General features: G+C 64.0%; 18 protein-coding genes and 1 pseudogene. 15 read left to right on the forward strand and 4 right to left on the reverse strand.

What is annotated here, in order from left to right; genetic code table 11:
- Positions 1 to 28 precede the first annotated feature (28 nt).
- From ACFYO1_RS02980 to ACFYO1_RS03020, 9 genes are all read left to right on the forward strand, one after another.
- A complete protein-coding gene (locus ACFYO1_RS02980; protein WP_387226572.1) occupies positions 29 to 463 on the forward strand; it encodes an NUDIX domain-containing protein in 435 nt (144 codons plus the stop codon).
- Positions 464 to 498: 35 nt separating this feature from the next.
- Positions 499 to 2,355 (forward strand): radical SAM protein, encoded by a 1,857-nt coding sequence (locus tag ACFYO1_RS02985; RefSeq protein ID WP_387226574.1) that lies wholly within the window; start codon positions 499 to 501, stop codon positions 2,353 to 2,355.
- Positions 2,352 to 2,981: a hypothetical protein gene (locus ACFYO1_RS02990; protein WP_387226576.1), complete on the forward strand. Its 630-nt coding sequence runs from the start codon at positions 2,352 to 2,354 to the stop codon at positions 2,979 to 2,981. Before ACFYO1_RS02985 ends, ACFYO1_RS02990 begins: the two co-directional genes overlap by 4 nt.
- Positions 2,963 to 3,706 (forward strand): hypothetical protein, encoded by a 744-nt coding sequence (locus ACFYO1_RS02995; RefSeq protein ID WP_387226577.1) that lies wholly within the window; start codon positions 2,963 to 2,965, stop codon positions 3,704 to 3,706. Before ACFYO1_RS02990 ends, ACFYO1_RS02995 begins: the two co-directional genes overlap by 19 nt.
- Before the next feature lie 9 nt (positions 3,707 to 3,715).
- Positions 3,716 to 4,348 carry a hypothetical protein gene (locus ACFYO1_RS03000; RefSeq protein WP_387226580.1) on the forward strand — a complete coding sequence of 211 codons (633 nt, stop codon included), beginning with the start codon at positions 3,716 to 3,718 and terminating at the stop codon, positions 4,346 to 4,348.
- On the forward strand, positions 4,348 to 5,241 hold the full coding sequence (locus tag ACFYO1_RS03005) for a protein kinase (protein WP_387226581.1): 894 nt from the start codon (positions 4,348 to 4,350) through the stop codon (positions 5,239 to 5,241). The genes ACFYO1_RS03000 and ACFYO1_RS03005 overlap by 1 nt, the downstream gene beginning before the upstream one ends.
- Positions 5,242 to 5,315: 74 nt before the next feature.
- Complete coding sequence (locus tag ACFYO1_RS03010) at positions 5,316 to 5,450, forward strand: hypothetical protein (protein ID WP_387226583.1); 135 nt, start codon at positions 5,316 to 5,318, stop codon at positions 5,448 to 5,450.
- 79 nt (positions 5,451 to 5,529) lie between these two features.
- Complete coding sequence (locus ACFYO1_RS03015; protein ID WP_387226585.1) at positions 5,530 to 6,468, forward strand: aKG-HExxH-type peptide beta-hydroxylase; 939 nt, start codon at positions 5,530 to 5,532, stop codon at positions 6,466 to 6,468.
- Positions 6,465 to 6,698, forward strand: coding sequence for a hypothetical protein (locus ACFYO1_RS03020; RefSeq protein ID WP_387226587.1), 234 nt, complete (start codon positions 6,465 to 6,467; stop codon positions 6,696 to 6,698). Before ACFYO1_RS03015 ends, ACFYO1_RS03020 begins: the two co-directional genes overlap by 4 nt.
- 38 nt (positions 6,699 to 6,736) lie before the next feature.
- Here ACFYO1_RS03020 and ACFYO1_RS03025 read toward each other — a convergent pair whose 3' ends face one another.
- The 3 genes from ACFYO1_RS03025 to ACFYO1_RS03035 all read right to left on the reverse strand — a co-directional run bounded on the left by ACFYO1_RS03025 (position 6,737) and on the right by ACFYO1_RS03035 (position 9,723).
- Entirely contained in the window at positions 6,737 to 7,798 is a 1,062-nt protein-coding gene (locus ACFYO1_RS03025) for a hypothetical protein (RefSeq protein WP_387226590.1), read from the reverse strand.
- A gap of 2 nt (positions 7,799 to 7,800) precedes the next feature.
- On the reverse strand, positions 7,801 to 8,532 hold the full coding sequence (locus tag ACFYO1_RS03030; protein ID WP_387226592.1) for a hypothetical protein: 732 nt from the start codon (positions 8,530 to 8,532) through the stop codon (positions 7,801 to 7,803).
- Positions 8,533 to 8,892: 360 nt separating this feature from the next.
- The gene (locus tag ACFYO1_RS03035) at positions 8,893 to 9,723 is read right to left on the reverse strand and encodes an SAM-dependent methyltransferase (RefSeq protein WP_387226594.1); all 831 of its coding nucleotides are present in this window, start codon (positions 9,721 to 9,723) and stop codon (positions 8,893 to 8,895) included.
- Between the two features lie 2,023 nt (positions 9,724 to 11,746).
- On the opposite strand from ACFYO1_RS03035, the gene ACFYO1_RS03040 reads away from it, so the two are divergent.
- The 4 genes from ACFYO1_RS03040 to ACFYO1_RS03055 all read left to right on the forward strand — a co-directional run bounded on the left by ACFYO1_RS03040 (position 11,747) and on the right by ACFYO1_RS03055 (position 14,558).
- Positions 11,747 to 12,604, forward strand: coding sequence for a helix-turn-helix domain-containing protein (locus ACFYO1_RS03040; protein ID WP_387226596.1), 858 nt, complete (start codon positions 11,747 to 11,749; stop codon positions 12,602 to 12,604).
- Positions 12,601 to 12,807, forward strand: a complete 207-nt coding sequence (locus tag ACFYO1_RS03045) for a DUF397 domain-containing protein (RefSeq protein WP_387226598.1) — start codon at positions 12,601 to 12,603, stop codon at positions 12,805 to 12,807. Before ACFYO1_RS03040 ends, ACFYO1_RS03045 begins: the two co-directional genes overlap by 4 nt.
- A 98-nt stretch (positions 12,808 to 12,905) precedes the next feature.
- Positions 12,906 to 13,352 (forward strand): GNAT family N-acetyltransferase, encoded by a 447-nt coding sequence (locus ACFYO1_RS03050; RefSeq protein WP_387226599.1) that lies wholly within the window; start codon positions 12,906 to 12,908, stop codon positions 13,350 to 13,352.
- 24 nt (positions 13,353 to 13,376) lie between these two features.
- On the forward strand, positions 13,377 to 14,558 hold the full coding sequence (locus ACFYO1_RS03055) for a pentapeptide repeat-containing protein (protein ID WP_387226602.1): 1,182 nt from the start codon (positions 13,377 to 13,379) through the stop codon (positions 14,556 to 14,558).
- A 17-nt stretch (positions 14,559 to 14,575) separates the two neighbouring features.
- On the opposite strand, the pseudogene ACFYO1_RS03060 reads toward ACFYO1_RS03055, so the two are convergent.
- A pseudogene (locus ACFYO1_RS03060) lies at positions 14,576 to 14,953 on the reverse strand (GntR family transcriptional regulator); the annotation flags it as partial.
- 99 nt (positions 14,954 to 15,052) lie between these two features.
- On the opposite strand from ACFYO1_RS03060, the gene ACFYO1_RS03065 reads away from it, so the two are divergent.
- Both ACFYO1_RS03065 and ACFYO1_RS03070 read left to right on the forward strand, forming a co-directional pair.
- Entirely contained in the window at positions 15,053 to 15,487 is a 435-nt protein-coding gene (locus ACFYO1_RS03065) for an NUDIX hydrolase (protein WP_387226604.1), read from the forward strand.
- Positions 15,488 to 16,408: 921 nt separating this feature from the next.
- On the forward strand, positions 16,409 to 16,771 hold the full coding sequence (locus ACFYO1_RS03070; protein ID WP_387226605.1) for a hypothetical protein: 363 nt from the start codon (positions 16,409 to 16,411) through the stop codon (positions 16,769 to 16,771).
- Positions 16,772 to 16,773 lie beyond the last annotated feature (2 nt).

Genomic DNA, 16,773 nt, shown 5'->3' on the forward strand with positions numbered 1-16,773 from the left:
CGTTACTGAGGCTGATGAGAGGGTGGAGATGGCGCGCAAGGATGTCCGGGACAAGGTGCTGTGCTACATCGTGCGGGACGGAAAGCTGTTGGTGTTCCGGCACGTCGACTACTCCTATGAGCAGGTCGGTATCCAGGTGCCGGCAGGCAGCGTCCGCCCTGGGGAGACACCCGAGGACGCCGCGCTTCGGGAGGCCCGCGAGGAAACCGGGCTGCGCGCGTTCACGATCGTGCGCAAACTCGGCGAAACCGAATACGACATGACCCCGTATCGCTGGGAGATCCAGCACCGCCACGTCTTCGAGCTCACGCTGGACCAGGACGCGCCCGAGCGTTGGGCTAGCCAGGAAGACCACGACGGGCACGGCGAGCCGACACGATTCGAATGCTTCTGGATCGCGGTGGAATCCGCGCACATCCTTCAGTCCGGTCAAGGCGCGCTGCTGAGCCAGCTCGTCGAGTGACCGGCTGCCCTGAACGGTTTGTGGAGAACTAGGCGATGACAGACACGAAAAGACAACCGGCACAGTCCTATCTCGAGCTGGCCGACACCGACTCCGACACCGCGGTGTCGGTCATCCTCAAGCTTCGCGGCGAGACGTGCGATATCGACTGCCTGTACTGCTTCGAGAAACGCAAGGAATCCCCGGGCGGTGCCCGCATCGGTGTCGAGGACATCGCCCGGCTCACCGAGATGTTCGCCGGCCGACCGGTCGCGGTCGAGCTGCACGGTGGCGAGCCGCTGACCGCCGGCAAACCCTACATCGCCGAGCTGCTGGGCGAGCTGCGAGAACAACCCTGTGTGCAGCGAGTCACGATGCAAACCAATGGGATCCGCCTCGACAGTGATTGGCTCGACCTGTTCGATGAGGTCTACCCGCAGCTGCGCATCGGGATCTCACTCGACGGCGACCCCGAAGCCAACTCGTGGCGCGTCGACTACGACGGCCACGAAACCTACCCGCGCGTGGCCGCCGCACTTGAACGGTTGGCGCTGCGCGGCCGCAAGGTCGGCATCATCACCGCCGTCACTCCACGGGTGTTGGGGCGCGCGGAAACCGTGCTGGACCATATCGCTGGATTCGAGGCGGTGGATGCGATCAGCTTCGTTCCGTGCTTCGACAGCGCGATCACCCGCGCCACCGCGAGTACAGGACGGCGAGCGAGCGTCAGCCGCCTCGCCCAGCAGGCAGCCCTGTCCTCTACCGGGCCCGCCTGGGCGATCAGCCCCGATCAGTACACCGAGTTCGTCTTGACGGCCGCGCAGCATTGGGTGCGCAGCGGCATCTATAAGCGCGTCAAACTCGAACCAGCGGTCTCGACGATTCGCCGGTTACGTGGCCTGACTAGTGGGTTCTGCCATTTCTCCAACCTCAAATGCGACCACGTCTTCACCGTCTACCCCGACCGGCGGATCGGGAGCTGCGACGAACTACCGTGGCCAGCAGCCGAACTCGGCAGAACGGATGAGCTGACCGACATCAGCGCCGCGCAACGCAGGTTGCCGCTACTACAACATGGCCGCGCTCTCACCGGCAAATGCGAGACCTGCCGCTACCGCACTACGTGTGGCGGCGGATGCATCGCCACCCGACTCCGGCAAGCCGCTGCGGCAGGCACCGACGACGAGTACTGCCGTTCCCGGATGCGCTTGATCGACGGAATCGCGGCACTGATTACCCAGCCCGCAGAACCGTCGGCGATGTGGTGTGCTCACCTGCGGGCCCGACCACGGCAGGTCAACTCAATGACCGACGTCGCTGGGTTTCGTGCGCGCTGGCGCGACCCGGCCGCGACACGAGCACAGCCGCGGTTGCAGACCAGCGCCTACGGAAACGTCAACACCGTCGGTGAACCCGGCGTCCACGACGCCGAGGATCTCGATCCACTCGACCCGGCCTGGCGTGACGCCATCGAGCCCGGAGTCTGGCCCCTGATCGACGCGATCACCACCGCCTGGGATTTGATCACCTACGACAGCTGCCAAGGCCACCGATATGCCGGGCTGAGTATCGAACCCACCGAACGTCGCGTCGGGATCCTGCCACGCACACCACAGGAATACGCGAGCATCGCCGCGGCACTGTGCCGCACCATCACCGCGACTGAACTCGCTCTGCCACCGACGATCCGGATCCTCGCCGGTCGCGCCGAGCTGACCTGCACACGCACCGGGAGCCGGTATCCGGTCCTGGACCTGCGGATCGAACGCGCCGAAGACAGCGACTGGAGCCAATACTTCGCCGACGTCGACCTCGCCACCACGACACTGGCGCACCACCTGGCCACCGACGCACCCGATGACCGCACCAGCTGCGGCTGCCCCCGGACCAACAGCGAGGTCGATGCCCCATGACCTGCAAGGACGCCCTGGTCATCAACCAATTACTCGGCCGACTGACCTACTTCCACGTTCTGTTCATCGAGCCCGCCATGCGGACACACCGACCGCGACGGCCCCACCACAGCTGCTGCCGACACCGCCCCGGCCGCACCGAATACGGCCCGGTCACCACCGCGGAGCTGGCCGGAAGGCCGTGGTGGGTGCTGACGGAGATCGGGCAAGCGCTGGGAGCACCGAACTGTGTCTGCGGTGCAGGCGTATCCGACTGCTGTGCAACCTGTCTCGTCCGCCACCACAGCGAGCAGATCGTCGACTGCTGGATCGATACCGAAGCGCACGCCTACGGATGCGTCCCCACCACGACAGAGCAGAGCCTCTGGAGCGCCGACATCTCCCACCGACTCGCCTCCGCGTTCGCCCACCAACACAGCATCAACACGACCGCGACATGCATCCCACGAGGGCGGAGCCAGCGGGCGATTGCGTATGGATTTCCGCTGGTTGCCGAGTTGAGCGCGCTGTGGACCCAGCCGCTCGGACAAGCTCCGGTCATCAGCTGGCTCAACCACTGCACCGAGCTCAACGACGTCGCCCGCGAACGCAACACCAGGACGGAGCCATGCACACCCAGCCGCTGATCGGGCTCGCCGAGACATTGACGGTGGGCAGCATCGAAGGATTCCTCACCCACCGCGAAACCGAAGACCTCACCCCCATCATGGACGAGTTCCTCACCAACACAACACGATCGGTGTTCGGAACCCGCCGCAAGACCTCGATCCACGAGATCCCCGGCCACGACACCGCTGAAGCGATGTCGATCTACGAACCCGCCGGCCGACTCGAAATCACTGAAATCCCCACAGCGGCAGAACAACTGTTACAGGAGGCCTTCGCCCGGGCACGTCCGATCCTGGCCCGCACCCTGCCGTCGGTGACCTCGTGTCGCCCGTGGACCTACGTCGAATACGGTGCCGGACAGCACATCACCGCCCACATCGATGGCATAGCCCCGAACCCGCAATGCTGGCCACGCCAGATCGCAGGCATCAGTGTCAGCATCAGCGAGCAGTGTCACGGCGGGGCCTTCTTCGTCGAAACGACGTCGGATCCCCGGATATGGAACGAGGCGTGCTCCGGCGGCGATGGATACGACCCGGCCATGCGATTCGCCCACGACGGCGCCGACAACTCCTCGGACTGGTTTCGATCCATGCCCCGCACCCGCTGGTCGGTCGCTCCAGCGGCTGGCACCGCGCTGCTCTACGGCTCCCAATTGACCCACGGCACCCACCACGTCACCGGAGGCCACGCCCGCAAATTTATCTCCTGGCTCTATGCCGACAACACCCAAACCGCCTGAGAACCAACCATGTTCATCGCCCTCGAAGGACCCGCTGCGGCAGGCAAAACCACCCTGCGCGACCACATTCTCACCCGTGCCGAACAGGACAGCGTCCCCGTCACTCACATCGGCCAGTTCTCCTGGCTCTCGCTGGAGGCGACCCGGACCGTGGTAGCGCTACGCGCCGGACACACCGGGGTCACCGAAGCGACAGCGATCGGCGCCATCACCGCTGACCTCACCCTGCACACCAAACACTCCATCGCACCGGCACTGTGCGACGGGCACGTCCTCGCCGACCGGCTGCTGCTGTCCTCGGCGTGCCTGCTTGCCCTCGTCTACGGCCAACCCGTCGAACGCTATCTCGACCAGCTGGCGGGCGCGGTCGCCGCGCTACCCGACCTCACGATCGCGCTGACCACACCACCGGCAATCAACCGCGACCGCCTGCAACACCGCAGGACCGCCAACCGATTCGGCGACAGCCCCGAGACCGCCGCGCAACTGTCGCTGCTGCACACGCGCGCTGGCCGGCACTGGGCACAGATCACCGGTCGGCCGATATGGCGGCGCAACCTGGCGACACCGACCGCAACCGAACAGACCAGCGCAGAGGTCCTGGACTACCTGCGCACCCACACCATCGGAGCCCACCGCTGATGCGATTACATCCCCTGCACCCCGCGCGATGGGTCCTCGACCGGCTCACCACTACCGGTTGGCAGATCGATGACCTGCTCAGCTTCACCCGCTCGAGCACACTGGTCCTGGCCCGCCGCAGCGGAACGGCGCCGGTGGTGATCAAAGCCGGATTCGGCAGCAACCATGTCCTGTCCGCGCTCCCGGAGACCGAACGGCCCGCCGCCTACGGCTTCTACTGGTACCAGCAGATGAGCGCCGCCGAACGCAGCCTCGCGCGCAGCGACTTCCGCCACGAACGCGACCTCGCCGCGCGCGCCACCGGAAGCCGCCACATCGTTCCCCTGCTCGAAACCGGCGACGATGAGCACTTCGACTGGTACTCCATCCCGCACTACCCCAACCGAAACCTGCGCCTGCTCACCACCGCTCCCGGCCACTCCACAGCACAGGCGATCACTGCCGAGCTCGCTGTCCTGGCAGACGTGGCCGCGGGCCTGAGCGAGCTTCACCAGCGCGGCATCGTGCACCGAGACCTCTACCAGGAAAACATCCTCATCGACGGCCGACGCGGCCTGGTCACCGACCTCGGAGCAGCCCGGCTCATCGACACGCCACGCGGGCCACGCCGCCGCGGCCCCGAGATCCACTGGCCGCCAGAGTATTCGATCGATTACGCCACCGCGGGAGCAGCCGCCGACGTATTCAGCCTCGCGGTACTGACCTATCGAGTCCTGTTCGGCGACATCCCACGCCTGCGCGGTCCGGTGCGCTCGGACTCGGCACCGGCGAAGTTGACCGCCGCCGTGATGGCCGGGCTGGCCCAGCACCCCGCCGACCGCCCCGATATCGCCCAGATGCACGACGCACTGACTGCGGCGCTGCCGGCTGCCGCTCGCCAGCCCACCCCGTGACCAACCGAAAGGAGAACAACCGCGCACCACAACCGGACCACACGTATTCGATTTCTAGAGAACGGATTTCACACATGGCCAACACAACCGACGAGATGACCGAGTTCCTCGACGCAGTCCAACAGCTCCGCGACGACGACACCGCGATCCGCACCACCGCCCACACCTCCAGCATCGTCTCCGACGGCTGGGTCGCCCCCGGACGGTAGTGCCGCCACACCGGGCGCATCGGCTGCGGCGCTCGCCGGGATGCGGCGCCGCAGCCATTGCCTGGCAGAAAGGACTCACGTGACCGACCTCGCCGCGATCTTCGACTTCCCGGCCATCACCGAACTGCACCGAACCCGCACCCAAAGCATCGGCGCCACCCTCCACGCCACCACCACGTCACCTCTGGACCTCACTCACCCCGCGCTCGCCTACGCCCTGGCCCACCACTGCCTCGAAGGCGCCGAACACGCCGCCCGCCAACGCGACAGCCGACAATTCCGGTGGTATCGCGACTCATTCACCAAGGCGCCACAGCGGTGGCTCGAATCGACGACTCACGGACCGACCGTCATCCAAGCTCCGCCGGCGCAGTTGCTGCTGCGCTCGGAACTGGCCGAAACCCCTTACTACCTGCTCTCACCCGAAACACAACCAGCGTCAACACAATTGACGAGGTTGACCAGCGAGGCACTCGACATAGCCCACGACTGCGGGTTCGGTGCTCTCGTCAGCAGACACGCTCCCGTCGTATGCCTGCTGCAAGCCAAAGATCCCACCGGCACCCTCGACAGCTGGACCATTAGCCGACTGCCCGGCACCGTGTTCCTCGACTACACCGGTGATCCCTACCTGCTAGCCCGCGACATCATCCACGAAGCGAGCCACAACTGGCTCAACGACGCACTCGCCGCCACCGGCACCGTCATCGCGGACTCGGCCGGCTACTACTCACCGTGGAAGCGAACCACGCGGCCCGCTTTCGGGTTCCTCCACGCATGCTGGGCATTCCCGCTGACCATGCTGTTCAGCGCAGCCGCGTCCACCGCACCGCAAACCCCGCCGCCCACACGCGAGCATCTGAGGACGTATACGCACCAGCAACACGCCAAATTGTCAGCCACCGCAACCGATCACCCGCACGCGCTGGCACTGATCGATGATCGAGAGCTACGGGGCCGGCTGCACGAAATCCACACCACCGCGCTGCATCTCGAACCTGTGGATACAGGTGCATGACCGCGCCCGAAGCAGAAGATCTTGGTGACACGCCCAGGCTTGCGGCCGGACGACCTCGCCGCTACACGACACGCGCGATCAGCTACGGGTCGACCCGACTCGCGAGCGAGGTAGTCGACGCGCGAACAGCGGTGGCGCGGGTAGCGCCGGGCTCGATGAGCTTGCGCGAGCTGGACAGCAAACTCACCGAGCACGGCTTGGTGCCGACGGAGGCAGGCCGTGAACCGTAGGGATCGACCTGGCGGCGCACCGCTGACATGGCACGGAGCTATTCGATGCGGGTACTTGTCTTGGCGAGTCCCTGAACGAATCGTGTCATGTCGGCGAAGTTCTTCACTGCCCGCGGGAGCAGTTCGCCTGCTGCGTAGGTGTAGAACGGCATCTCGTCGGGGTGATCGCCTGATCGCCATGCGACAACGGCCGGTTCGAATCCGTCGTAGAGCGACAGAATCTTCTTCTCTCCCATGTAAGTCACGAACATGTCCTCGTATTGTCGGCGGTCGAACCAACGCGCTCCGGCGTAGCGGAGCAGGCATTCGCCGAGGAAGCACACCACCTGATCGGCGCGGTCGGCGTTGTCCGCGGCCACCATCGCCTTCCGGTTGGGGAACCAGTCGGTGAGAAGGCCACCGATCCGCGCGACGTCCGGATCGGCGTCATCCCACGGCTCAGGCGGCAACGCCGGCCATCCGATGTGATCGAGGAATGCCTGTACCTGCCTCGCCTGGTGGTGCGGAGCTATCCACGCGTCCCACCCCGCGTGCCCGGATAGACCATCGGGTGCGTTGTGGAACCGTCGAAATGCCGCTGCCGCGGCCTGAATCCGTGCTTGCTCACGGCGTCGGTATTCGTCGTCGACCCCGTCGGCTTCCTCTTGGGGACGGAAGTGGTCGCGGATGTAGGCGAAGCCGTATTCGGCAGCATAGAGCAGCCAAAACCTGACTGTCGTCGGCCCGTCCTTATTGGGTTCGTCGGGATCGTAAAGAGCGGGGCCATATGTCGAGTACCACCATGTCTCGTCTGAGTAGTGGGTATAGCACTCACCGAGCCATCGGATGAACTGATCGACGATCTCGGCATTGGCTGGGTCGTCTACCGTTTCGATATCGGGAAAGAGGCCGTCGAAGACCTCGGCAACCCGCTCGATGGCCTCGTCCGACCAGATCGGTTGCGGCAGAGCGGGAATCGTCTCGGTGGCGAACTTCGCCAGCTGTGCATCCATCTGAGAAAACCACCGCACCCACTCCGGCGGACCGGGCGGCACCTGCCGATGGATCGGTGTCAGATCGACGTCGCCGAGATCGATCATCATCTGCGGGTCATCGCTCACCTCTACCCCTGTTCGTCGTGGGCCGGATGGGCCGCGGTCTCACCGGTCATGGTCAAGGATGCGCGATTGTTCCGGGCAGTGGGTGTGGGTGTGGGTGGGATGCTGTCGTATCTGTGGGTCATCAGTTCGGCTCTCGCGTCGTGGTTGGCTTCGATGTCCAGTGCGAGTGCTTGGCCCCAGGCGGTGGCGGCGGGGCTGGCGTGCGCGCAGTCGTATGCCCAGGCAGGGGTGTCGGGGCGAGTGTCGGAAAAGTAGAACTCCGGGAACAGTTGTCCGTCGCGGGGCGGGGGCATGTAGCAGGCGTTCTGGGTGCGGTAAGCATCGAAGATCATTGCCCCGACGCCGGGTTCGGAGTCATCGACCGTGAATCCGAGCAGCGCGCCCAGTCGGACCTTAGGAGATTGGTCGGTGGGTTTGGCGATGGCCTCGTAGCCGCCGCACCAGCTGATCCCTATGCCCCACAGGCGCGGAGATCTGTACCGGGCGCGGAACCGTCGTGTTTCGCTGAGCATGGGTGACCAATCCTCGTCTTCGGCAGGCAGCCGGATGCGCGCGCAGGCCAGGGCGTTGCTGGTGGTCGCGGTGGTGGCGACACCCCAGAGCAGGAACCCGTCCGGGCGTGGATCGGCGGGACCGGACATGGACTGGATGTGGTGGTCGATCATCGTCCGCAGGGCGGCGCGGATGACGGAATCTTCGGGGACCGCGATCAGACGGTCTTCGGGCTGGTTCAACGTTTCCTCTCGATTTCGAACGGTGGGGAGGTGAGTCGGTCGTCGATGACGCGGGCACCGATACAGGGGCAGTGGCCGGGGAACCAGCCCTGATGGTCGGCGATCTTGCCGTCGACCAGGGCGACCCAGGTCGGTAGTCGCTCACCGGGTCGGCACAGCCGTGAGGGGCAGGTCACCGCCACCAAATGCCCAGCGGCATCGACCTTTCCGGCCCCGCACATCGACAACGTCAGTGCTGGGCCGCAGCCGCAGTCACTACCCGACCTCGGCCGCGCTGGGATACACCGCTCGGTGCCGGCCCGAGGGGCTACCCGGCCGGCCGGTGCCGCGGCTTGTTGTTCCATCGTCGTTCCTTTCCGTCTACAGGCGGGCGGCGTCGTGGGCGCTATTGGGCTTGGTGGCGATGCCGCCGTAGATCACCAGGCGGGTGGCGGGCAGGTCGTCGTCGAGCCATTCCTGTGCGGGTACGACACCGGGATAGAGGAGGTCGAAGCCGTCGAAGAACGCCTCGGTCTGGGTCTTCGTGCGGTATACAACCTGGGCCGGGCTGCCATCGGTGTCGTCGTGAGACTGGGCGATGAAATCAGGGTGCGTCTCGTCGGAGCCGTGAGTGAGAGCGAGGTAGCTGCCCGGCACCATCAGGTCGCGGAACTTCGCGGCAATCCCGTACGGGTCTTCCTCGTCCATCACGTAATGCAGCACGCCGACCGCGAGCACGGCCACCGGTTGACCGAAGTCGATCAGCTCTCCGGTCTTCAACCGGTCGATGATGTCCTCGGGCAGGCGGATGTCGGCCTTCAACGCCGTCACACCAGGCGAATGCGCCAGTAATGCGTCACAGTGCGCGTGCACGATCGGGTCGTTGTCGATGTAGACGACGCGAGCCGAGGGTTCGATCTTGCGGGCGACCTCGTGGACGTTCGGCGTGGTGGGGATGCCGGCCCCGAGGTCGATGAACTGCCGGACGCCGGCAGTTGCTGCCATCTCGATCGCCTTGACCAAGAACAGTCGAATAAACCAAGCGAGCGTCCTCGTATCGGGCGCGATGGCGAGCATGCGGTGCGCAACCTCGCGGTCGACGTCGTAATTGTCTTTTCCGCCGAGCATGTAGTCATATATTCGCGCCGAGCTGGGCACGTGGGGATTGAGACCGGGGGCACGGTCCACCTCTGACACGACCTGTTCGTCCAATCACTGTCTCGGTGCGGAATCGGTGCAGACGCGAAGGTCGACGGTTCACCGCACCAGGTGCAGCGCGGGTTTGCCTATCGAAATACGTTCTGCAAGTGCGGTTCTCGATGGCGACCGCGGTCGGCGAAGGCACGTCACCTTTTCGGCGTGAGGCCCGGTTCGATGGCAGAGGGGCTCGAATCGCACCCAGCTGCCGATCGGTAGATCCGTGCGATTGACGAAGACGCGGTGCCGGCCGCCGTGTGGTGTGATGAAACCCCATGCGAAGACCGGGTGCAGAAAAGTGATGGTGCCGTATCTGTGTGGTGCGGTCATCGCTTGTGATCCCAACGCCCGGAATGGAATTGGGACCGAGGAGCGAGCCGAGGCTGGTAGAGGACCCCGTTTGCGGGATGATGCGAGCGGCCCTCACGGGCCCTGATCTGCCGGACCTCGTTGATCAGCCAGACCACTGCCACTGAAACCAGCGCGAATCCCACCCTGATGACGAACTGGTTCTCCAACTGCCACGCTTGGCGTAGACGGAACATCTCTCCTCATTCCCGATCGATGGAACATGTTGTGGGCAGGGCGATTTCGACTGACTAGACGGCGCGCTGGTCGAGATCGCATGAGCCGGAGGACCACGGCCCCGCAGGAATGGGCAACGGCATCGTCTCGTACATGACGCGCGAGTACGGACGACCAACGCTTCGAAGCGGCGGCGAATGGCGAGGCTGCGGGAGAGGCGGCTCGGGATTCAACCACTCCAGAAACGCCAACCCGGCGGAATAGAGTCCGAAGAACATCACCACGACGACGCAAGTAACAAGGAAGACGATCACGGTCGCCCTACCTCTATCAGTGCCCGTGCGGCCAGACCGCGGACAAGAATCCGGGGGTCGGTTGAGGTCAGCGTTTCCATAAGTTCCTGCATTTCAATGGACCGAGATTGGTTTGGCCGTCGTCCACACGGAAGGCGGTCATACGTGGGTCGTGACACCTGGCGAAAGCGGTCAGAAATTCGTCCGCCTCCGACTCTGGCGCGCAGCACTCGTCGACCATCACGGCCTCGACTGTGCGGTCGAAGCGGTAGGCGAACCTGATGTGCACGACCGGCTCATCGGAGGGCTTGCAGTTCGGCGACATCGCCGATCACCGAACGCGCCCGGAGCGGACTTGCAGGATCAGAGCCACAGCTCACCGCCTACCGAGTCGCCAGCTTCGGCACCGCGGGTCTTGCGCGACGGGCCACGACGACTTCTGCGCCGCCAAACCGATCGCTTCCGCTGCCGTGAGTCCGAACTGATCGGCTAGTGATCCGACCCAGGCAACAATCTCGGCAGCCTGCAACGCTGCCGTTGCCTGCCCGAGCGTCAACGTCCGACCCGGCAGGTAAGACACGACCCAATCCCCGTCGCCGACGCATCTCGCTCGATGCTCGGTCTGATCGCTGCTCATCAGCGACTGGTTCACTACATGTATCGCCATCGTGCCCCGATCCCTCCGGACGGTGCCGGAAGTGAGTACTGAATCGTTGGGTTCGCCAAAGCTGGTGCTGCCCATTTCGGACCCATTGGGAGGGGATTAACCCCGAACCGGGGAGCCTGCTCCGAGTTGAGCGCTCACCTATCAGACCAGTTGGAACGGCAGTATGGATGTTTCCATGGATGATCCACAGAAACTGGTCCATTCATCCAGGAAGGCGTCCATAATTGCAGTTCAGAGCGATCAGTCATCTCCCTCAGATGTCACCCAAGGACAGAGATTGTGTCATCCACGGATGATCGCCATTTCGGACCGATTCTAGGGAGGTCAGCCGGGTGAGTAGGGCAGGGACCAGCGCGAATACCTTGAGGAGAGGGTGTGTGGAGCCATCCACGACTTCTCGGATATTGCATCCACGACACCAGCGCAGTGTCATCCACGGCAGCACAGGCGTCGCTGCGCGGCGGCTGTCAAAGGGGGCAAAATGAGCGCACGTCGCAAGCCTCGGAGGGCTGGAAGGCCAGTCGCATCGACCGAGAGTCCACCTATCCCCGGCGTGCCGCATCGACAGCTGGGGCGGCAACTTCGCGATATGCGTCAAGAGGCAGGCTTGTCAATCGCCATGGCGGCCAAAGCTATTGGCCGAGGAGCTGGCACACTCCAGCGGCTAGAGACTGGCAGTGCGAATGTCATCCATGACAAGGACATTGAGAATCTGTGCAAGCTTTATCAGCGCCCCGAGAAGCTCGCATCCTTGAAAACCCTTGCTGCACAACGTAGAGAGCAGAGCTGGTGGGATCAAGACACCAACGACCAATTTGCACCATCGTTCAGTGCGTACTTGGGGCTTGAGGCTGTCGCGCAACGGCTGACCATCTATCGCCCGGACACCGTTCCGGGCTTGCTTCAGATTGGCGAGTACGTCGAGGCGCTCGACCGCCGCTACTTCGGCGAGGACGACTTGCCCGAAGACAGAGAACGTCGGATGCAGGTGCGTCGTAGCCGCCAGACGTTGATCACTCGGTCGGTGCATCCGCTCGAAGTTGAAGTCGTGCTAGACGAATGTGTGCTTTATCGGATCAGCGGGGGGCCGAAGGTCATGAGTCGCCAGCTCAAGTACCTGGCCGACCTGCCTTCGACCGTCACCGTTCGCATCCTTCCCAACAACGCTGGTTTTCCGCTGGGCAAAGTAGTCGGAAACTTCACCATCGTCGACTTCGACACCACCGAGGCGGGGGAGCCCTCCGAACCGCCGACGGTGTACATCGAGTCCTACTCGGGAGGAATCCACCTTGCGGCCGCTGACGACGTTAGGCGGTACCGTAGGGCGTACTGGACGATCCAACGTGCTGCGCTCGACGTAGCGGCAAGTAAACACCTGCTTCGGCAGGCAGCAAAGGAGTACGCGCCGTGAGCAAGAACCTGCCTGAGGCTAGCTGGTTCAAGAGCAGCTACAGCGGGGGTAACAACGATTGCGTCGAAGTCGCTTACCTCGGCGACGGCGCCGTAGGTGTACGTGACAGCAAAAACCCGTCCGGCCCCGCGCTTGTTTTCGCGCCCAGCGCCTGGGACGCGTTTATCACTGACGCTCGCGCTGGCGAGTTCGACCCCAAATAGCCTTGGGCGCAAGCGGCCCTGCTCGCGATCACAAATCGGAGTGGGGCCGTCACCGTCTGATTGCCCCACGGCCGACTACAGTGGCCTCGTCTCAGGTGGTGTGCGAAGACATCACCGTCGTAACGGCAACCGCCGCGGCGAATCCTGCGTGCCGAGAACTGCTCGGACGGTTGAATCAAATACACCGTTTGCGCGACAGCGCCTTCACCGACCCGAAATGGCTGGCGCCGTCCGTCGGCTACGACGTGTGGCTGTGCCTTCTAGCTACCCTCGAAGGCCAGGCAGTCGGATTCCTCGGCGGGCTTCCGGCCAGAGGCCACATCTCTATCGTCGGCGTGACTGGTCCAGGCAACGGGATCGGCACCAGACTGGTCACAGCGTTCGCTGAGCATTCGCGAGCCGCGGGTGCCACGCGGTTGACCGTAACAATCGACAGCGAGCCGAGCGGTCGGTGGGCGCGGCGAGAGTTCTTTCAGCGCAACGGCTTCATCGCCCAGGGCGGCAGCGCCCTTCACTCCGCAGGGCCGATTACACCACCCGAATGATGCCGCGTGGGTACCGTTTCGGCTGTGTCCGAGGTGGAGAAGGCGGTGACCGAGAACTCCGCGGTGGAAAGCGTTGACCGTGGGCTGGATTCGTTGCGGAGTCGGTCGCTGTGGTTCGGGTTGGCCAGCACAACAGTTGGCGGAGGCGTCGCGGGATTCGGTGCAGCCTTGTTGTTCGGTGTACAGGCGGGGTTTTCGCAGCCGCTCGCAACGGTTTTGGCTGGTGCCGGAGCGTTGAGCGCCGGTGTCTTGGCCTACGTCAACGGTGAACGATCCCGTGCGCTCGCCAAGCAGCAACACGAGGCTGACACAAGGCGCGAGCGGGAACGCCACCAGGCCGACACGGATCGTGAGCGCGAGCGGCACGCGGAAGACTCACGCAGAGCACAGGTTTCGACACTGCGTGACCGCTACACAGCTATCGCCGCCCAGATCGCCGACCCGTCCGCCGCGGTCCGGCAAGCGGGCGTCTACGCACTGACCGCGCTCGCCGACGACTGGCATGCCTTCGACGAGGACGACGAACGACAGGTCTGCATCAATCTGCTCCAGTGGTATCTGCGCGTACCATTTCCCGTAAGCGGCGATCCCGAGAAGCCGGATCTCTCCGAACGTCAGATCCGTCAAACCATCGTCATGATTCTCACCGAGCGGCGCAGCCGACCGGCCGAGCATCCGAAATCCTGGGCAGCTACCGTCATCAGCCTGCATCAGGCAGCACTCCCAAATTGCGCCCTCGTTGAATACAATCTCGCGGATCTGGACTTGTCCGGAGCGGACTTGACCGGCGCGAACCTGAATAACGCGAACCTCACTGGAGCGGATCTGGCCAGCGCGAAACTTACTGGCGCAAATCTGCACTGGGCGAGGCTGAACGGCGCGCGACTGGTCGCAACAGACCTGACCGGCGCGCGACTGACCTACGTGGACTTGACCGACGCGATCTTGGCCTTGGCAAACTTGACCGACGCGAAACTCGCCACCACGCTACTGACCGGCGCGAACCTGATCGATGCGAATCTGACCAATGCGGACCTTGGCAACGCGCAGCTGATCGGCGCGGACCTGACCCGCGCGAACCTGACCGGTGCGCAGCTGACCCATGCGAACTTAACCGACGCGAAACTGACCGACGCGGTCTTCACGAATGCGACACACGACGACAGGACGCTGTGGCCCGATAGATTCCCGCCCCCGTCCGAATAATTTTGATCAGCGGCACAGCGAGATATCTGGATGCGATCGACGCCGGGAGTGAACCCGGCCTTCTCGGCTTCGACAGAGAACGCGGCTTTACCGTCCGCGCCTGCACGGTGTTTGCGGGCGAACCGATCCGAGGCGAGACGACGGATCGGTGGTTCACGGCGTACAAAGACGCCGCGGCCCTGTTCTGAGTAGACAAGTCCTTCACTCCGAAGTTCCTGCACAGCTTGACGCGCGGTCATCCGGGCAACACCGAAGTGTGTTGTCAGCTCGGCCTCGGACGGCAACGGCTCGTCAGAAGCTATCTCGCCGGCCGCAATCGCATCACGGAGCATGTCGGCGATCTGCCGATACGACGCCCGACCGTCGGAGCGGTCCACCGTCCCGAGCTGGAGCATGGATCCCTCCTTCTCGTCCGCCACGAACATACCTAGACAACTAGCTTAGTGTTAGCCCGCAAACACCAGCACGACCCCGCAACATTCACTGGAGGATCGATGGACCTGCCGAAGCATTCTGTGAGTGTCTCGGGCATCGTCGTCGACGCAGACGACCGCGTCCTGGTCATTCGCCGAGCAGACAACGGCCACTGGGAGGCGCCCGGAGGCGTGTTGGAACTCGACGAATCCTTCGAACAAGGTGTGCGCCGAGAGGTCGCTGAGGAAACTGGACTAGATGTTTGTGTCGAGCGCTTGACCGGCGTCTATAAGAATCTCAAGGGCGGGATTGTGGCGCTCGTGTTCCGTTGCACCGTGCAAGGGGGTAACCCACATCCCACCGCGGAGGCGGTAGAAGTCAAATGGATGACTGCTCACGAAGTCAGCGACGCTATGGTGCCCGCATTCGCCGTCCGAGTGCTGGACGCTCTCGATGAGCGGGAGCAACCCAAGGTACGCGCCCATGACGGAGTCAACCTGCTGAGGGAAGACTGATCGAGCTGCCATATCGGTTGGTGGCTCGCCCGTGGCTCGTGGTGTCGGGTCTTATCCTGGTCGGCCGTGGGTGTCGCGGCTTCTGATGTGTCGTGGGGTTGGTTGTTTCAAATAGCGTGGTGTAACAGCTCTAACTCGGCCGATGGAGTCGAATCCCGGACATGAGGGTGGCCATCGCGTGATCCTTTAGACATATCGTTGACGTCGCTTACGCGAAACAAACCGAACGAAAAATCGCGGATCGCGATGAGAACAGCGAGGTCAAGAAGGTCCTCCCCGCGCACGCGGGGATGATCCTCGAACAAGTGTCCTGTTGCTGGCGTCTCCATAGTGCTCCCCGCGCACGCGGGGATGATCCGCAGCAATCGACGCGGCCGAGGCCGCAGAAAGCGTGCTCCCCGCGCACGCGGGGATGATCCGGCGGTGTACACGGTTCCGCGCGCCTCGATGCGGTGCTCCCCGCGCCTGCGGGGATGATCCGGTGCGATCGGCAAGGCCGTCACCGCGCAGATCGTGCTCCTCGCGTATGCGGGGATGATCCGACTTCCGGCGAGATCCGGAAGGCCGCAGGTGTGTGCTCCCTGTGCACGCGGGGATGATCCGTGCGCCAGCACCGAGCGGCCGATCTGCGCATCATGCTCCCCGCGCACGCGGGGATGATCCGGACGCTCGAGTTGGTCGACGAACGCACGCGCTCCCGTCTATGCGGGGATTATCCAGACGATGACCGTGCATCGATGGAACCAGCGAGGTGGCAGGTGCGTCTTATAGTTCAGAGGTTTCGAACTGGGCGCAGCGCCTGTCGGCCTTGGACGGATGGCGGCTGGTGTTCGCAAATGATCGAGATAGGTGGTGTGAAAGGCTGGTCGTATGAGACCGGAGAGGACGGTCGTGGCGAGTGACGGTGATCAGAGTTGTGCTGTGTTGCGCTCTGAGATCGCTGCCTTTTACTCGGGTTTCGGCCAGCCGAGCGCCTTACGAACGGCGTTCACGGACGCTGTGTTGATCGTGCCGTTGACTCCCGATGACCGGGTGTATGTCCATCAGCTCGGCGGCATCGACTGGTTGTGCGCATTCACCAGCGTCGAGCAGTTTGCGCTCTACATGACCGCCCGGGGCGTCGAACCCGAGCGCGAGTACCGCTATCACACCCTGCTCGGGCAACGGATCCTCGACAGCCTCATTACCCAGCGTCCCCGTCCCACCGGCGTGGCTGTCGATATCGCAGGTGCGGCTCCGATGGCGTTTCCTCCGGAACTCCCTGAGCAGAGCGAGGTCGGGTAGCG

This window comes from Nocardia sp. NPDC006044, from assembly GCF_042871115.1.
GTDB lineage: Bacteria > Actinomycetota > Actinomycetes > Mycobacteriales > Mycobacteriaceae > Nocardia.